The organism is Paenibacillus sp. FSL W7-1287, from assembly GCF_038004245.1.
Classification (GTDB): domain Bacteria; phylum Bacillota; class Bacilli; order Paenibacillales; family Paenibacillaceae; genus Pristimantibacillus; species Pristimantibacillus camelliae.
In genome coordinates this window covers 1,582,821-1,598,809 of sequence record NZ_JBBORD010000001.1, presented here as the reverse complement: position 1 = coordinate 1,598,809, position 15,989 = coordinate 1,582,821, and the positions used below count along the sequence as shown (strand labels likewise).

Below are 15,989 nucleotides of genomic sequence, written 5' to 3'. Positions count from 1 at the left end.
CTAACGCTCGGACCTTCCTGCGTCAGGAGGTCGCTTTTAGAGATAGTTAAGCTCCGCTGATGCTTACATCTCAAACAAGAGAACATGACTATCTAGCTTATCCTTCGCATTCTACGATTACTCAGCGCTCCACTTACCATCTCTGCGCTCGAACCTTCCTGCGTCAGGAGGGTCGCTTAGAGATGGAAGCTCCGCTGGGGTCTTCTCTAGTATACCAATATTGTCACATCGTCATCAAAGCCTTCACTTCAAGCTAACCTCTTTCGGCTTTCAGCGCTCCGCTTAATTATCTCTAACGCTCGAACCTTCCTGCGTCAGGAGGTCGCTTTTAGAGAAGTTTAGCTACGCTGATGCTTATATTATAAATACTAAAAAACATGCTTTGTAAGCTCAACCTTCGCATTCCTACGAGCCCTCAGCGCTACGCTAAACTTCTCTAACGCTCGAACCTTCCTGCGTCAGGAGGTCGCTTTTAGAGAAGTTTAGCTACGCTGTTATTATCGTCATCAAAGCCACACCTTTAGCTAATCTCCTTTCGGCTTTCAGCGCTCCGCTTAACCATCTCTACGCTCGAACCTTCCTGCGTCAGGAGGTCGCTTTAGAGTTGGTAAGCTGCGCTAGGGGTTATAGAAAACGAGTAGCGCAGCGTACGTTATTTGGTACGTGAGCACCGCAGTTTTCGGTTGAACCCCATATTCGACGTCGAATCAGCTGCCATGAAGTTACATCGTCATCAAAGCCACACCTTTAGCTAATCTCCTTTCGGCTTTCAGGACCGAGAAGATCGGACGCTAGTAGAAAACGAGTAGCGCAACGTACGTTACTTGGTACGTGAGCAACAGAGTTTTCGCTAGCGTTCAAGCTTCGACGTCGACTAAGCAACTATGAAGTGACATCGTCATCAAAGCCGAAGATTATGTAAAATTATACATGCCCCCATATATCCCCATCAAAATGTTACAATATTTTAATGTTGCAAACTTTATTCAACTAGACGCGTCTAATAGTATTGAGGTGAAACGTAGTGTCAGACATGCAAGTACAACAACAAGAAAGAAATTCCAATCCCGTTCTCCCCGCTGAGAAGCGAAAGGAGCGAGCAAAAAAGCGACGATCCAAGCTCTTATTCGTTAATTTTATGATGCTATGGCTGCTGCTTATCGCATGCGGTCTTTATGGCGCTCATACGTACATGAACCATGTAGAGCAAAGCTTAGCTGATCAGCTTAGTCAAGAAACTGAGCAGCGGCTAATTGAACTAGAGACAAGCTTTAACACAAAGCTCAGCGAGCTGGATAGCAGCTACAATGAAAAAATCGCCGCGCTTGGCGAGCAAATCGAAGAGTTGAATCAGCTGCTTACGTTCGTCAAGGATAATAGCAGTAATAATAATGACAACAGCAATCAGCTATACTCGCAAATCAACGATATTAAAGCTCAGCTGCAAAAGCTTCAAAAAAGCATGGAGCTGTTAAAATGACAAGTAGCATTCAGTATCTAAACCGTCTCATGCTGTTTGTCATTGCCCCCTTCATCGGGTGCTTTATCGCGCTTGTCTTACTAAACAGTACCAAAGCTTACATAGCTGATTCAGCTCCAATCAGCGAGCCAGTACTCGAAGCTGAAGCATACAACCAAGCTGCGGAAGCACTTGCTGCAAGCACTGAGCTTGCTCAAGTCACACGTGCGAATATTGAGCATAGCTACTCTAAATATAGTGAAACGACAAAGCTCGTCAGCTCTATCGTACCAATGATTAAGGATACGCTCAATTATCCGTATTCGATTTATGATCAAAAGCTTAATAAAAAGCTAGGAACTCCTTCAGCTACAATTAACAGCAGCAAGCTTAAGGCCCAGCTATATTATAAAAGCTATGAGCATTTTCAAGGGTATATCGTAAAGATTAAACTCAAGTCATCTAAGGCTGTCGACATGGTACTCGGCGGTGATGAGCTTGGAGATGCAATGACTACATTAAAAGCAGCCAAGACGTATGGCGCAGCTGTTGCCGTGAATGCTGGTGGGTTTGCCGATTCTGGCTCGAAGCGCTATCCGCTTGGAACTACGATCATAAACGGAAAGTACGTCAACGGCTTTCAACCTAGCAAGAACAATCTATTCTTTGCTGGCTTCAATGATCAGAACGAACTAATCGGCGGTGTCTTCAAGGATAAAGAGAAGCTGGACAAGCTTAAGCCCCGCTTCGGTGCAAGCTTCGTTCCAGTTCTCCTGAAGGATGGGAAGAAACAAACAATTCCAGCGAAGTGGAAAACCTCCCCTAAGCGTGCACCACGCGTCGTGCTTGGGAATTTCAAGGATGATCAAATCATTCTATTCGTCACAGACGGCTATAATACGAATGGAAGCGCAGGTGCTACACTTGCAGAAATTCAAAACATCCTTCGATCATACGATGTTCAATCCGCCTATAACATGGACGGAGGTGGCTCTGCGTCGCTTATATTTAATGGAAATATTATTAATTCGCCGTCAGACGGCAAGCTGAGAAAGCTCCCTACGCATTTATTATTTTATAAATAAGTAAGCTTAAGCTCCACTGCATTTCAACATCATGGCTGCCTTAAGCATCGCCATATCCTGCTCATACTCTAACAGCAGATGTTCAGCTTCATCAATGGTGACCGGTACGAAACGAATCGCGTCACCTGGCTTTAGCTGGCCAAACATCGGAATATCTACTGCAGCAACGAAGGCAATGCGTGGATATCCTCCAGTGGTCTGTCGATCGGATAGCAAGACGATCGGCTGGCCGTTGGCAGGAAGCTGGATGAGTCCATGAACTGTTCCTTCCGAGATCATCTCTTTAGAGCCTTCTAGCTCCAGCATTTCGCCATGCAGACGATAGCCCATTCGATCGGACTGAGCATCAATACGCCATGTGCCATTCAGCCATTTCTGTTTACTATCCGCTGTAAGCAGCTCATATTCAGGTCCAGGAATAAATCGTATCGTAACCTGTTCTTCTGGAGCCATCGCGAATAGCTTAGCGTTAAACGTAGGCCCTATGCTCTGCTGCAGCTTCTTCCATAGCCTTGCACTGCGTGAGGCTTCATCAACATGACCAACCTCCAGTATATCTCCACTATGTAACGACCTACCATTAAATCCGCCCAATTGACCTCTCATATTCGTGCTGCTACTGCCCAGCACTAACGGAACCCGGATACCACCAGCCATTGCAACATATACGCGACAGCCGCTTACATAGCTCGCAAACGTTAAGATGCTGCCTTTTTTCACAATGATCGGCTGCCACATAGGAAGCGAGGCTTGGTCCATCATAGGTGACATATTTGCACCACATATCGCTATCAAATGGTCCTCTGTAAACCTAAGCGCTGCTCCAGACAAGGTTAATTCAAGAACCGCCGCATCCTCTGGATTCCCTACGAGCAGATTCGCCACTCGAGCGGAGCCTTCATCCATCGCTCCATTCACATTGACTCCATATTTCTGATAGCCAAAGCGCCCTCGATCTTGGATGGTAGCCAGCATTCCTGTCTTTATCATTTCGATTGCCATACGATCTCTCCTTACGTCCAATGCAGCTCGCCGATACTAGCAAACTGCTCGTGCGTGATCGGGATAAATTTAATACGATCGCCTGTTTCAATTAATGTTGGAATCTCAAACTCGGGATGAAATAGCTTTAACGGCGTACGACCAATGATTCTCCAGCCTCCCGGTGTAGATATCGGGTAGATACCAGTCTGAGCTCCTGCAATACCGACACTACCCGCTTCGATAGATGCTCTCGGTATCGCCTTACGGGGCATTGCAATAGCCTTATTCATTCCACCTAAATACGGAAATCCTGGGGCAAAGCCCAGCATATGAACGAGATATGTGCCGCTCGAATGAATGGCAATTACTTCTTCAGGCGTAAGCTCATTATGTCTCGCCACATCTACAAGATCTGGTCCATAGCTGCCTCCATAGCATACAGGTATTTCAACAATGCGACCTCTACTATTGCTGCTCTCCTCGTTCTTTCCTTCAATATAAGGCTCGATGATCGCTTCTAGCTGCTTCTGGAGCCATACTCTTGGAGAAGACAGCTGCATATTATTGCTTCTTGCCCACTTCCATATGTGCCATGGATCATAATGAACCGTTATCGTGCAATATGCAGGCACATACTCTATCACACCCTGCAGCTTATGACCTTCCAGCTCAGCTAGCAAATGTACAACTCTATTATGTGTTTGTTCGTCGATGTCATCGCCTAACGTAATGATGATCGATTTTTCACCTAGCGCCATAATCTCAGCCTTCATCTATCTCACCCTTCCTCTCCACTGCTCTTATAGCTCCAGCTTTGAAGGATGGGCGATATCGACACCAGCCGCTTTAAGCGCTTGAGATAGCTCGATGACATGCTGCAGCGCATCCGGCGAATCGCCATGAACGCATATCGTATCTGCACGCATAGGGATATCCTCCCCTGTACGACTTTCGACTTTATGCTCCTTCACCATACGAATCATTCGCTCTGATGAAAACTTCGATTGTACAATAAGCGCCTGTTCATGAGAGCGTGGTGTTAACGCACCATTCTTTTCATAATTACGGTCGGCGAACACTTCATTCAAGGTACGCATCCCTGCTCTGGCACCTGCCTTGATGAGCTTACTGTTGGATTGACCAACGACATACATATCTGGATCTATCCGATATGCCGCTTCCGCAATCGCTTCTGCAATATCTGTACTTTCGTTCGCCATATGATATAAGGCGCCGTGCGGCTTTACATGCTTTATTCGGCTGCCTTCAGCAACCGCAAAGGCTTGCAGTGCACCCATCTGGTACAGGACAAGACCATAGATCTCCTCCGCAGGTATATCCATCATGCGACGGCCGAAGCCATGTCGATCTGGCAGACCTGGATGCGCGCCGATGGCAACATCGTATTTAAGAGCAAGCTTCACTGTTTTACGCATCGTCAATGGATCGCCTGCATGAAAGCCACAAGCAATATTTGTAGATGTTATATATTTCATCAGCTCTTCATCTTGTCCAAAGGAATAAATGCCAAAGCTTTCACCCATATCACAATTTAAATCCACTTTATACATATTTACACTCCCATTTATGTATTCGTATCCAATTCTAACGATATACAGAACCTTCCTAACTAAATTGTACCTTTAATAATAGAAGAAATGCAATTTGATTAAATACTGATTGACTGATCGTCAGTTGCAGTAGAGGTGATCTCGTGATCTAAGTAGTAAAGGTTATTAAGAGATAAACACTTTGCAATGTGGTTATGCTAATGGTGGCATCTAACAATAGAGAGGAAGTTGCTTTTACATGTCGGTTGAAGTCTATTTAACGTTTAACGGGAATTGTCGTGAGGCTGTCCATTTCTATAAGGAGGTATTTCATGCGGAAGAGCCGAAAATAATGACCTTCGGTGATTCTCCTGATGGACCGAAGGAGCTATTTAATGAAAGCACGAAGGACTTAGTGATGCATACTCGGCTTATTATTAATGGAAGCACCGTTATGTTCTCTGATACATTTCCCGGTGTGGATTATATTGTCGGCAACAACATCACTCTTGCCTACATTAGCGATCATGCCGAGGAGCTTAAAGAAGTCTATGAAAAGCTCAAGGCTGGCGGCGAGGTTTTAATGGAGCTGCAGGAGACATTCTGGAGCAAGCTGTACGGTCAAGTGATCGACCGTTATGGGATTCAATGGCAGCTTAATCTCGGGCAATAAACATATAAAAAAGAAGCAGCGCCGGCCAAGCGCTGCTTCTTTATAAGTTCGTGCATTAAGATAATGTAAGCTCTTATTCGCCACCCATGAATAGATAACGATAAGCAATAAGTACAGCAAGAATCCACATTAACCAGTGAACCTTATATTTGCCTTTACCTGTCACATTCGCGATAGTCGCTAGGACAACATAGAATACGATACCGAAAGAGATACCGTTAGCAATGCTGTAAGAGAAGCCCATGAACGCAATCGTGAAGAAGGATGGAATAGCATAAACCATATCTGTAAAATCAATATCCTTCACGGATTGCATCATTAGTACACCTACGATAATAAGTGCAGCTGATGTAGCAGCTCCTGGAATAAGTGCTACAAGCGGAGATAAGAATAGAGCAAGCAAGAAACAGATACCTGTTGTTACTGCTGTTAGGCCTGTACGTCCGCCTTGCGCAATACCTGAAGAGCTTTCAACGAAAGCTGTTACTGTACTTGTACCAAGCACCGCACCGCCGCTTACGCCGATTGCGTCAACAAACATCGCTTTACCTACACGTTTTTTACCTTCCACTGGATCCTTCATGATACCTGCTTTTGTAGCCGTACCAACTAGTGTACCGAAGGTATCAAACAGCTCAACGAATGTAAAGGTTAGAATAACTGTAATTAGACCAACTTCAAACACGCCTGCAAAGTCAAAGTCTGCAAAGTGCATAGTCGTAAAGTCAGGAATCCAAGTTTTACCTGCAAATGTTTCACTAACATTCACATTTCCTGTTACGATCGCAATTAAAGTTGTACCAAGAATACCCCATAGAATCGCTCCAGGTACACGAAGCACCATAAGAATCCCAATAAGAGCAAGAGCAACAATAGTAAGTAGCATCGTTGGATCTGAGAAGCTTCCAATCCCAATAACAGTCTCAGGACCTGTCACAGGTGTAAATGTAAATGCCTTAATATCTGCAAAGCTTTCAACAGAAATCGTCATTAAGCCGCTGTTTTTCATACCAATAACCGTAATAAACAAACCAATACCGACGGTAATTGCATGCTTTAAGCTGTCTGGTACAGCATCAATTAGCATTTGACGAACTTGTGTAATCGTTAGAATAATAAAGATAACACCTGAAATAAATACAGCTGTTAGTCCCATTGCCGGACTAATCGGTGCATCTGTTGCCGCTGAAGCTAAAATAACGGATGCGAAATACGCATTTAGCCCCATACCTGGTGCAAGTGCAACGGGGAAATTAACGAATAGACCCATCGCAATGGTGAAGATACCTGCTGCAAGAGCAGTTGCTATAAACACTCCCGTCCAATCAAGACCAGCATTTGACAATATCATTGGGTTAACTGCCAAAATATAAGCCATCGTCATGAAAGTCGTTAGACCTGCCATAATTTCAGTTCTGACATTTGTTCCTAGTTCCTTTAAACGAAAGAAACGCTCCATTTTGAATATTACCTCCCAAAATTGTGTTGGAACAAGCAAAAAAAGCCATAGAAAAATGCTTGTGTGTCGCATTCCCTAGGCTTTGCAAAAAGGAGAAAAATATACCACCGGCCGAGTGGTTTTCTCTCACCTTTCGTAGCCAGATCATTTACGGTGACCTTGTAGAGACTCTCAAGCCAATTCTTGAGATTATACGAAAGAATATGCTTTTGTTATATTCCGTCTACAATTTTATAGAAATTACGACATGCCGTCAATACGTTTTACGAATATTTTAATATAAAATTCTATTTAATATTCGTATTTTGATCGAAGAAGTAAGTCTGGAGCACTATTAAGTTACTTTTTCCCAACATAAATCATTGAATTTTATAGAAATATTGCCGGAATGAGGACAATCGCTAAAATTCCAATTGTAATTAACCATGCGATCGGATTACCGTAATTAATAGACCAGCCTACTCCGAATCTTTTCTCCACAAAGATCGCTGGATCGTTGCGATTAACATAAAAGATGCCAAGCTTCCAATACTGATCTAGATCGGCAACCTCTACGGAGGCTTTTCCCTGCTGAGTATTACTATTCTTCAATCTCGAGCCGCCTTGCCCTAGCTTCACACTCAATAGAATAGACCCTAACAATATAATGCCGACAATAGTAAAGACGATTACCATAAAGGTATTGCTAGACCACTCTAATAAAGGAGAAAGCTGACCAAGCACCATTAGTATTACGACAAGAAATCCGGCAATAGCTAGAAACACAGACCATGAGTAACGAAAGATGACATTGCGTTGTAATGAACCGTGCGGATCTTGACTTTCAATCACTTGCTTAGATCTAGCAATAGACAGATGGGAGATGATGAACACGATAATCATCGCTATCGATAGCCACGATAATGTCAGTACAGAGCCTATGCTTTTCTCTACCGCTCTCGTCACCTCTCCGTTAAAGTCATATTGCATCGGTAAAAGCTCTGGAAACTTGTCGTAATGAATGATGCTGTATCCCATAGCTAAAGCGACGACAATGATATGAGGAACATACCAAACAAGTGAGATAGTTGTTTTTTCCTTATGAAAGCCGGTTTGAACGACAATTTTCTGAGACGAGCTCGTCTCCTCATACCAGGGCTGCTGCTGCTTCCAAGCCTTAATTTGCATATGACTGACGATAAAAACCAGAAAGGTTAAAGCTAAGTAGCTAACAATTATGACTGAATACCATATCGAATGATCTTGTTCACTACCCTCTGGCTTAATCAGTATGAACATCGCTGCTATAAGTATAATACCGAGGCCTAAGCATAACAGCATATAGCGCTTAATATGTCTCGCAATATAGGATTGTTGCTTTACACCATCTGGCACGGTAACGCCAAATGCTTCTGTTCTCCGTGTTAGATATGGAGTGAATGCCATTAATAATATTACTGGAATAAATATACCGATTAAAACTAAATTAGCTCCTGTCATCAGACCCATCTCCTTTAGAAGTATAGTTCTATTGCTGGCGAGGCTGCAGTGATTCATGTACCTCATAAAATAGCTCTCTAATCTGCTCCTGCGTCATACCTCGACATATTGCTTCAGCAATAATAGGCTTCATCCTTTCTGCCTGTCTGCGCTTAAACAGCTCATCGGCCTTCGGGAATTCGTTTGGTTCGATGACTACGCCCTGCTTCCGATTAATTTGAACGTAGCCCTCTTGCTTTAATAGCTGGTAGGCCTTATTGACCGTGTGTAAATTAACACCTAAATCTACGGCTAATGCACGAACAGATGGCAATCCTTCGCCTTTTTCCAGCTCTCCTCGAGCGATTCCTTCAATAATACTTTCAGCGATTTGCGTATAGATGGGCGTTTCAGATTGCAAATCAATAGATAAGAGCACGCATGCTTCACCTCACATATCTGTATATATGTTCTATCTGTTATATATATAGTATAACAGATAGAACATCATGTCAATTACTTACGTTATTTAAATGCAGCTTAACTGAGGAACTTCCAATCTTTTGCACGTGACAATGTGTACTCGTTATGTAACTATTAATGAAGGCTTACATATTTTTACTTGAGCAGTTGTTCACAGAAAATTAACAATTGGTTTTTGCGACATTTATTTCACTAGAGCCGCGCAACTTCCACAGCGTACATGTCGTTTAACCTAATGTTATTACGTTTGATAGGTCTTATTTATTAGCAACCATCAATAAAGAATAGCCAGATGCATTTAAAGGAGATTAAATATGAAACGATACTTAAAAGTAGTTACAGCGAGTGTTGCTGTATTAAGCTTGACCGCATTACCTTTTATACAATCAAACGAATCTGCTCGTCCATTTGTAGCCTACGCTGCTCAGACGTCTGTAGAGCAGCAATCATTGGCTCTTACTGGGAACGATCGATTCCAGTTTACTAAAAATAGCAACCTTATCTATGTAAATGGTGTTCCTACCTCTTCAGATGAAGCTCTGAAGGTTGAAAAAGGGACAACCTATGTACAATTTAAAAGCATTGCTAAGCTTTTTGGATATAAAGTGAGCTATGATAGCCAGACAAAGCAGTCGATTGCATCGAATGGCAGCCATAAAATCGCATTTAAGCAAGGTGAAAGCACGGTAACGGTTGATGGAAAAAGAACCAATGCTGGCGGAAAAGCATTTACAAGCAATGGTCATCTTATGATTCCTCTACGTGCATGGGCGAATGCTACTGGCAGCAGCCTGCAGGTAAGTGGCGGCTACATATCATTAACGCTTAATACGCTGCCTAAAGCTAATTTCTCAGTCAATGAACGTTACATTGTCGCAGGGGAAACTACGGTAACAATTAAGGATCAAGCGGCAGCAACAGGTGGATTCAGCATCGTTGAAGAGAAATGGGATGGATTAGAGGAGACATACGCTGATCCTGGACAGTACACGATTACTCGACAAGTAAAAGATAATCGTGGAATATGGAGTGAGCCGTATACGGTTACGATCACAGTTAATAAGCCTAATGTTGCTCCTATCGCTGACTTCTCTACGAATAAATTAACGTATAAAATCGGTGAGCCGATCTACTACAATAATTTGAGCTCAGACGATGGCAAAATTGTTCGTAACACTTGGACTGGAAATGATCCTGCGTTCTTCAAAGCAGGCACGTATACGGTAAAGCTTGAGGTTCAGGATGATTTTGGTGCTGTCTCGTCCGTTGAAAAACAGATCACTGTTTCGAATGAGGTCTTGTACACGAAGGATCAATTCTATTTGAACTTTGCCGTACCGGGAGATAAAATTCCTGTTGATCCTTCCTTCTCATTATCACTTCCTTCGATTGCATATGAGATTGTATCAGAGGACGTAACTTCTGTTCGTACGAATAGCCCTGAGCAGCTAACTGGAGCAGCCATTGATTATGCCGATACCATTTCTGGTGCCGTACGTTTCAATATTCACAAGCAAAATATTGCGGAGCAGCCTCTCCAGCTGCATCTTATTGCAACGAATGAAAGCGATGAGCCGACGACTGTTTCGACCAATCGCTTCGTCTATGCAGGGCCAGTAACTCATGTCTCTACAGCGGGTAAAACTGCAGCTGCACGCTTCCTTGAGAAGCTTCTAGAGCCGTTACAGCCTGAAACAGTTACCCTATTGCCTGGAGAAAGCGTGGAGCTTATGACTAATGTTCCTGCGATTACACCAGCTAAGACGCTAACCATCTTTGGTGAATATTACAGCCCTACTCCTATCAAATACTCATTAGTCGTCACTGAAAAGGATGGAGATGGCATCGCAGCGCTAGAAACACTTCCACAAAGTGAACATGATGGAAAGCATATTCGAGGAACATTCTCGGGTGGCAATAGAAGTCTTGTCGTTAATAAGGTGCTTGGTGAAAATCGCGGTGAAAAGCTAGTTCTTGGCGATAAGCAGCAAGAGCATGACAAGCTGCTTACAGGTGTTGATGCTGTAACAGGGGAGCCACTTATTAACTATGGCAATGGCGGTGTAGTTTATGATCTTACATTGGATGTTGAGCCTCATACTGCCGTTCTATTAAACCCTCGTGGTGGTCATTATGGCGGCGCACTCATCGTTAATGACAAGGTTATCCCATTAACATCGAATAGTATTCTTAAGGGCCAGGATGAAGCTGGATTTATTCATCGCAGCGGAAGCTTCCAAGAAACCATTAATATTAAGTACATTGTTGCACCAGGAAGCAATATGCCTCTTCATCTTATGTTCGTACCGATTCCTTCATTAGATGCTGCCGACAATGCGAATGCATCCAGCGCTGAGCAGGATGGTCAGCAGGAGAATCAGCAAGAGACAGTTCAATCTCAAAATTAACGAGCTTATATCGTAATGACAAAGGGTCAGCCTGTCGTGCCACCTATCGGTGGACGACAGACTGACCCTGTTTTAACTCAATGCTCAAGATTTAAGCTTATTTTTACAACGAATAAATATCCTCAATGATTGTTTTAATCGTTGCCAGCTCAAGCTTGGCATCCATGATTTCTCTAGCTTCGACCGCTGTTGTAAACCGATTGATACTTTCATGGAGACGTTCGTACTCTCCTTCATCACCGATTAATTGGAGTTTCCAATTATTCTTTGCATATATCTTCATTAAGTCGTCCATCTGATTATGTAGTGCATCCCAGTCCTCAGCATGCAAGTGATGTTCTAGATTACTCATGAATTTATTAAAATCACGCTGACCTGTAACACTAGAGCAGCCTGTTAGTACGAAACATAATGTAAAACCTACGATAATTACAGCTATAGCTTTATTAAAACGCATAAATATTCCTGTCTCCTTCTTCTATGCCTGCATATTTTATCTTAGAAATTCCCATAATAAGCAAAACTTATGCAGGAGACTTCATTTTGCATGTAAGAGGAGGAACAGCATGCCTGAGATTTTAGTTATATTTATTCGCTCTGTTATCGCATTTCTTGTTCTGCTTATATTAACGAGAATTATGGGAAAAAAGCAGCTCTCACAGTTAACGTTTTTTGATTATATCGTTGGAATTACAATCGGATCAATTGCAGCAACGATGTCCGTGGATCAAAACGTCAAAATATCTAATGGGTTAATCTCCTTAATTGTCTGGGGGCTCATCCCAATTCTACTCGGATATCTAGAATTAAAATCAAGGGCATTCGCAAGGCTAACCGATGGTAGGCCTTCCATCGTTGTTCGAGAGGGAAAGGTTCTAGAGGATGAAATGAAGAAGAACCAGTTTAACATCAATGAATTGATGATGATGCTTCGAGAGAAGGGGGTATTTAAGCTTGATGATGTGGAGATGGCAGTCTTAGAAACGAACGGTGAGCTAAGTATCATGAAAAAAACTGAGGCTGATCCAATTACCGCTAGCTTATTAGGGATGAAAGTAAAAAATGAACACGCACCAACACTACTTATCGTAGATGGCCATATATTGCAGGAGAACCTAAGTGCGCTCAAGCTCGATAAGCAATGGCTGACGAAGGAAATTAAAAATAAAGGCGCTTATGATGAACGAGATGTATTTATTGCACAGGTCGATGCGAATAAGCAGCTGTATGTCGATCTGTATCAAGATAACGTTGGCAAAAAGCATTAGTAACAAAGAAGAATCCTATTTTTGAGCATGTCCATCGCTACATAATCTGTACTACTTCATGTCATGAAAAAGCAGCTGGCACTATATTACAAGTGTCAGCTGCTTTTTTTATACTATACAATCTATGCTACTTTTTTGCTTGCTCATGGATCTGAAGCAGCTGTTCAACATTCAGCTCGGCTGTGCTTGCATAAACATGATGCGCATGAGGAAAGTGATCCTTTTGCCCAATCGCAACTGCTGTCATCTTAGCTGCTAAAATGGCATCCACCCCAGCAACCGCATCCTCGATGCCAACACAAGCCTGTGCATCAACCCCTAGCTGCTGTGCTGCAGCTAGAAAAACCTCAGGATCAGGCTTAGAATTTTTAATCTTGGCTGCATCGACAATGATATCGAATTGCTCCTCCATCTGAAGGTTTCTAATGACGGAAAATGCATTTTTGCTCGCTGAAGCGATCGCGGTCTTAATTCCACGCTGCTTTAGGTCAGCAAGCAGCTCTGGAATACCTGGCAATACATCCGACGGCTTAATGGTCGCAATTAATTCCTTATATAGCTCATTTTTTCGTTCTGCCAGCTCATGCAGCTGCTCATCGCTATAGTGCAGCGGCTCCTTGGATAGACTAAGCAGCAAACGTAATGATTCAAGTCGGGATACACCCTTTAGATTTTCATTGAATTCTCTAGTAAATGGTAGATTAAGCTCATCACCAATAGCTTTCCAGGCAAGATAATGATGCTCCGCTGTGTCTGTAATGACACCATCAAGATCGAAAATAACAGCCTGAATTGGAGTAGTTGTCATGTCTTGGTTCCCTCACTTTCTTTTAGAGGTTGTTCAAAAAGCTCGAGCCGAGCTTTTTGAACGTAATTTATCATTATATTTTTTGCTTGTAGGAGCCGCCCTGATTCAATGAAACAGACTGTCCGTAAAGCGTAATTGTTAACGCATCACCTGACAGCAAATTCAGTTCAACCTCGCCACGAGTAACTTTAACTTCGATGGAGCGTCCTTTATATTGCAGCTTGAACTGATAATCCTTCCAATCTGCCGGCAGCTTTGGCGCTAGAGACAACGAATCTTGTTTAATTCTTACGCCTCCAAACCCAAACACGATAGCCATCCACGTTCCGCCCATATTCGCAAGGTGCAGGCCATCCTTCGTGTTACCATGGGTATTATCTAGATCTAAGCGAGCCGTTTCTCTAAAGTAGTGGTACGCTTTTTCATCGTAGCCGATTTTTGAAGCCATTATGCTGAATATACAGCTGGATAATGAGGAGTCATGCGTCGTAATTTGCTCATAGTAGTCATAGGAATGCTTGATTGTTTCCAATGACTGCTCATCCTCTAGTAGGAAATGAGCAAGCACAGTATCTGCCTGCTTACATACCTGATAACGATAGATCGTTAATGGATGGTAATGCAATAGCAGCGGATATTTTTCCTTTGGTGTATTAGCAAAATCCCACACCTTTTTATTCATGAACGAATCGTCCTGAGGATTAATATCAAGCTTCTCGTCATAAGGCAGATACATCACTTGTGCTGCTCGACTCCACGAGTCGATCTCTTCGACGGTTAGCTCTAGCTTCTGAAGCAGCTGCTCATAGCTCTCAGGAAGACTTTGCTGCACTAGCTGTAGTGACTTTGCCGCCCACGCTAAGTTATTCTTCGCCATAACATTCGTATAATAGTTGTTGTTGACGCAGCAAGTATACTCATCTGGACCTGTTACTTCATCGATATAGAAGCGGCCATCACGCTCATGACCAACCTCCATCCAAAGTCTTGCAGTTTCTGCGAGCACTTCACTTCCGTAATCAGCAAAAAATTGAACATCCTCTGTTGCCATATAATATTGAATATAGCTATAGGCAATATCGGCGCTAATATGATACTGCGCTGTGCCCGATGGGAAGAATGAAGAGCATTCCGTTCCAGCTATTGTTCGCCAAGGATAAAGCGCACCCTTAGCATGCCCCATTTCCTTCGCACGTTCTTTCGCAAACGGCAGGATCTGATAGCGATACAGTAATAGCTGTTTAGCTATCTCTGGCTGAGTAAGTAAAAATACTGGGAACATATAAATTTCTGTATCCCAGAAATAATGCCCTTCATAGCCTTCACCAGACAAACCTTTCGCAGCGATGTTACTGTATTGGTCGCGACCCGCTGATTGCAGCAATTGGAATATATTGAAACGAATTCCTTCCTGCAACGCAGCATCGCCTGAAATGACAATATCTGATTTGTCCCAGAACTTACTTAATACTTGCTGCTGCAGCTCAAGCTGCTGGGTAAAGCCGGTACCAGAGAGCTCTCTTGCTTTTTGCTTAGCAGTCTCCAAGCTCTGCTCACCATGACGCAGCGTATCGGTATATACATTCCACTTCGTAAAGGTAATTGGCTGATCCCCTGCAAAGACAGCAGTGTAGCTAACCTGCTGCTGCTCAGCAACAAGCTCTCTTTGCTTAGCATCGGTATGACTATGCGCAACTGCACAGCTAACAGATAGCTTAGAGGTTAACGTTTCATTCTGAACATAAGCAATGTCATCCTCAGAGCCAATCGCAGTGGTTGTTAGCAGCTTAGCATGGCCTGAAGCTACACGTGGATCATTAACCGCTGTGTAGTTTTTAACATCCCCTTGAACGGTAGACACAACCGTTATGTCACCTGTCACTGAGATCGGCACAATGCTTACATCAATGACGAACAGCTCACGCGAAGCAAAGGATACAATTCTGCGGAAGATCAGCTTCAGCTCTTGGCCTGATGGTGATTTCCAATGAATGCGTCGCTCAGCATAGCCTTGATCCAGCTTCAGCTCACGCGTAAAAGAAAGCACTTCGCCAGAAAACAGGCTGAATCTTTCCTTCGCATTTCCTACGAAAATTTCAATGCCTTGTGCGTCAATAATATTGACTAGCTTCTGCTGAGTTGATGGAAAGCCATAAAGCTTCTCACCGTATGGAATCGTAATGACGTCGTGATAAGCATTAATATAGCTGCCACGAATGCTGTTCATATCCTCACGGTAGCCTTCTTCAAAATTTCCACGCACGCCTAAATAGCCGTTGCCCAGTGCATAAATACTCTCTTGATTTAGTAGATCAGCCTCTAGTAGCGACTGATTTGCAATAGACCATGTCATA

14 protein-coding genes and 1 riboswitch are annotated in these 15,989 nt (G+C 43.2%); of the genes, 5 read left to right on the top strand and 9 right to left on the bottom strand.

Annotated features, from left to right (window positions below; translation table 11 throughout):
• The first annotated feature begins 1,033 nt into the window (after nucleotides 1-1,033).
• Both NSQ99_RS07185 and NSQ99_RS07180 read left to right on the top strand, forming a co-directional pair.
• Complete coding sequence (locus tag NSQ99_RS07185) at nucleotides 1,034-1,480, top strand: hypothetical protein (RefSeq protein ID WP_445670540.1); 447 nt, start codon at nucleotides 1,034-1,036, stop codon at nucleotides 1,478-1,480.
• On the top strand, nucleotides 1,477-2,544 hold the full coding sequence (locus tag NSQ99_RS07180; RefSeq protein WP_340835927.1) for a phosphodiester glycosidase family protein: 1,068 nt from the start codon (nucleotides 1,477-1,479) through the stop codon (nucleotides 2,542-2,544). Before NSQ99_RS07185 ends, NSQ99_RS07180 begins: the two co-directional genes overlap by 4 nt.
• A 6-nt stretch (nucleotides 2,545-2,550) precedes the next feature.
• On the opposite strand, the gene NSQ99_RS07175 is transcribed toward NSQ99_RS07180, so the two are convergent.
• The 3 genes from NSQ99_RS07175 to NSQ99_RS07165 are packed head-to-tail and all read right to left on the bottom strand — an operon-like array spanning nucleotide 2,551 to nucleotide 5,099.
• A complete protein-coding gene (locus NSQ99_RS07175) occupies nucleotides 2,551-3,546 on the bottom strand; it encodes a 5-oxoprolinase subunit C family protein (protein ID WP_340835925.1) in 996 nt (331 codons plus the stop codon).
• Between the two features lie 11 nt (nucleotides 3,547-3,557).
• Nucleotides 3,558-4,301 (bottom strand): 5-oxoprolinase subunit PxpB, encoded by a 744-nt coding sequence (gene pxpB / locus NSQ99_RS07170; RefSeq protein WP_251669675.1) that lies wholly within the window; start codon nucleotides 4,299-4,301, stop codon nucleotides 3,558-3,560.
• Nucleotides 4,302-4,328: 27 nt separating this feature from the next.
• Nucleotides 4,329-5,099, bottom strand: a complete 771-nt coding sequence (locus NSQ99_RS07165; protein ID WP_251669677.1) for a LamB/YcsF family protein — start codon at nucleotides 5,097-5,099, stop codon at nucleotides 4,329-4,331.
• A gap of 238 nt (nucleotides 5,100-5,337) precedes the next feature.
• Between NSQ99_RS07165 and NSQ99_RS07160 the strand changes: the two genes are divergently transcribed.
• Nucleotides 5,338-5,751: a VOC family protein gene (locus tag NSQ99_RS07160; protein WP_251669679.1), complete on the top strand. Its 414-nt coding sequence runs from the start codon at nucleotides 5,338-5,340 to the stop codon at nucleotides 5,749-5,751.
• A gap of 73 nt (nucleotides 5,752-5,824) precedes the next feature.
• On the opposite strand, the gene NSQ99_RS07155 is transcribed toward NSQ99_RS07160, so the two are convergent.
• From NSQ99_RS07155 to NSQ99_RS07145, 3 genes are all read right to left on the bottom strand, one after another.
• Entirely contained in the window at nucleotides 5,825-7,210 is a 1,386-nt protein-coding gene (locus NSQ99_RS07155; RefSeq protein WP_251669680.1) for an NCS2 family permease, read from the bottom strand.
• 116 nt (nucleotides 7,211-7,326) lie between these two features.
• Nucleotides 7,327-7,427, bottom strand: a riboswitch (purine riboswitch).
• Between the two features lie 152 nt (nucleotides 7,428-7,579).
• Nucleotides 7,580-8,689, bottom strand: a complete 1,110-nt coding sequence (locus tag NSQ99_RS07150; RefSeq protein WP_340835924.1) for a DUF1648 domain-containing protein — start codon at nucleotides 8,687-8,689, stop codon at nucleotides 7,580-7,582.
• Between the two features lie 28 nt (nucleotides 8,690-8,717).
• Complete coding sequence (locus NSQ99_RS07145) at nucleotides 8,718-9,107, bottom strand: GntR family transcriptional regulator (RefSeq protein WP_340835923.1); 390 nt, start codon at nucleotides 9,105-9,107, stop codon at nucleotides 8,718-8,720.
• A 358-nt stretch (nucleotides 9,108-9,465) separates the two neighbouring features.
• On the opposite strand from NSQ99_RS07145, the gene NSQ99_RS07140 reads away from it, so the two are divergent.
• The gene (locus tag NSQ99_RS07140; protein ID WP_340835922.1) at nucleotides 9,466-11,559 is read left to right on the top strand and encodes a stalk domain-containing protein; all 2,094 of its coding nucleotides are present in this window, start codon (nucleotides 9,466-9,468) and stop codon (nucleotides 11,557-11,559) included.
• A 103-nt stretch (nucleotides 11,560-11,662) separates the two neighbouring features.
• Here the strand turns inward: NSQ99_RS07140 and NSQ99_RS07135 are convergent, their stop codons facing one another.
• Nucleotides 11,663-12,016 carry a DUF4363 family protein gene (locus NSQ99_RS07135; RefSeq protein ID WP_340835921.1) on the bottom strand — a complete coding sequence of 118 codons (354 nt, stop codon included), beginning with the start codon at nucleotides 12,014-12,016 and terminating at the stop codon, nucleotides 11,663-11,665.
• A gap of 109 nt (nucleotides 12,017-12,125) precedes the next feature.
• Here NSQ99_RS07135 and NSQ99_RS07130 point away from each other — a divergent pair, with 109 nt between their 5' ends.
• A complete protein-coding gene (locus NSQ99_RS07130; RefSeq protein ID WP_340835920.1) occupies nucleotides 12,126-12,827 on the top strand; it encodes a DUF421 domain-containing protein in 702 nt (233 codons plus the stop codon).
• A 127-nt stretch (nucleotides 12,828-12,954) separates the two neighbouring features.
• Here the strand turns inward: NSQ99_RS07130 and pgmB are convergent, their stop codons facing one another.
• Complete coding sequence (gene pgmB / locus NSQ99_RS07125) at nucleotides 12,955-13,635, bottom strand: beta-phosphoglucomutase (RefSeq protein WP_340835919.1); 681 nt, start codon at nucleotides 13,633-13,635, stop codon at nucleotides 12,955-12,957.
• 73 nt (nucleotides 13,636-13,708) lie between these two features.
• Nucleotides 13,709-15,988 (bottom strand): glycoside hydrolase family 65 protein, encoded by a 2,280-nt coding sequence (locus tag NSQ99_RS07120; protein ID WP_340835918.1) that lies wholly within the window; start codon nucleotides 15,986-15,988, stop codon nucleotides 13,709-13,711.
• Nucleotide 15,989: the final 1 nt, after the last annotated feature.

What these genes read in the sequence shown, in the direction of transcription:
- NSQ99_RS07135 (WP_340835921.1), bottom strand. Translation starts at nt 12,016, where the DNA reads ATGCGTTTTAATAAAGCTATAGCTGTAATTATCGTAGGTTTTACATTA.
- NSQ99_RS07175 (WP_340835925.1), bottom strand. Translation starts at nt 3,546, where the DNA reads ATGGCAATCGAAATGATAAAGACAGGAATGCTGGCTACCATCCAAGAT.
- NSQ99_RS07160 (WP_251669679.1), top strand. Translation starts at nt 5,338, where the DNA reads ATGTCGGTTGAAGTCTATTTAACGTTTAACGGGAATTGTCGTGAGGCT.
- pgmB (WP_340835919.1), bottom strand. Translation starts at nt 13,635, where the DNA reads ATGACAACTACTCCAATTCAGGCTGTTATTTTCGATCTTGATGGTGTC.
- pxpB (WP_251669675.1), bottom strand. Translation starts at nt 4,301, where the DNA reads ATGAAGGCTGAGATTATGGCGCTAGGTGAAAAATCGATCATCATTACG.
- NSQ99_RS07140 (WP_340835922.1), top strand. Translation starts at nt 9,466, where the DNA reads ATGAAACGATACTTAAAAGTAGTTACAGCGAGTGTTGCTGTATTAAGC.
- NSQ99_RS07120 (WP_340835918.1), bottom strand. Translation starts at nt 15,988, where the DNA reads ATGACATGGTCTATTGCAAATCAGTCGCTACTAGAGGCTGATCTACTA.
- NSQ99_RS07180 (WP_340835927.1), top strand. Translation starts at nt 1,477, where the DNA reads ATGACAAGTAGCATTCAGTATCTAAACCGTCTCATGCTGTTTGTCATT.
- NSQ99_RS07165 (WP_251669677.1), bottom strand. Translation starts at nt 5,099, where the DNA reads ATGTATAAAGTGGATTTAAATTGTGATATGGGTGAAAGCTTTGGCATT.
- NSQ99_RS07185 (WP_445670540.1), top strand. Translation starts at nt 1,034, where the DNA reads ATGCAAGTACAACAACAAGAAAGAAATTCCAATCCCGTTCTCCCCGCT.
- NSQ99_RS07155 (WP_251669680.1), bottom strand. Translation starts at nt 7,210, where the DNA reads ATGGAGCGTTTCTTTCGTTTAAAGGAACTAGGAACAAATGTCAGAACT.
- NSQ99_RS07150 (WP_340835924.1), bottom strand. Translation starts at nt 8,689, where the DNA reads ATGACAGGAGCTAATTTAGTTTTAATCGGTATATTTATTCCAGTAATA.
- NSQ99_RS07130 (WP_340835920.1), top strand. Translation starts at nt 12,126, where the DNA reads ATGCCTGAGATTTTAGTTATATTTATTCGCTCTGTTATCGCATTTCTT.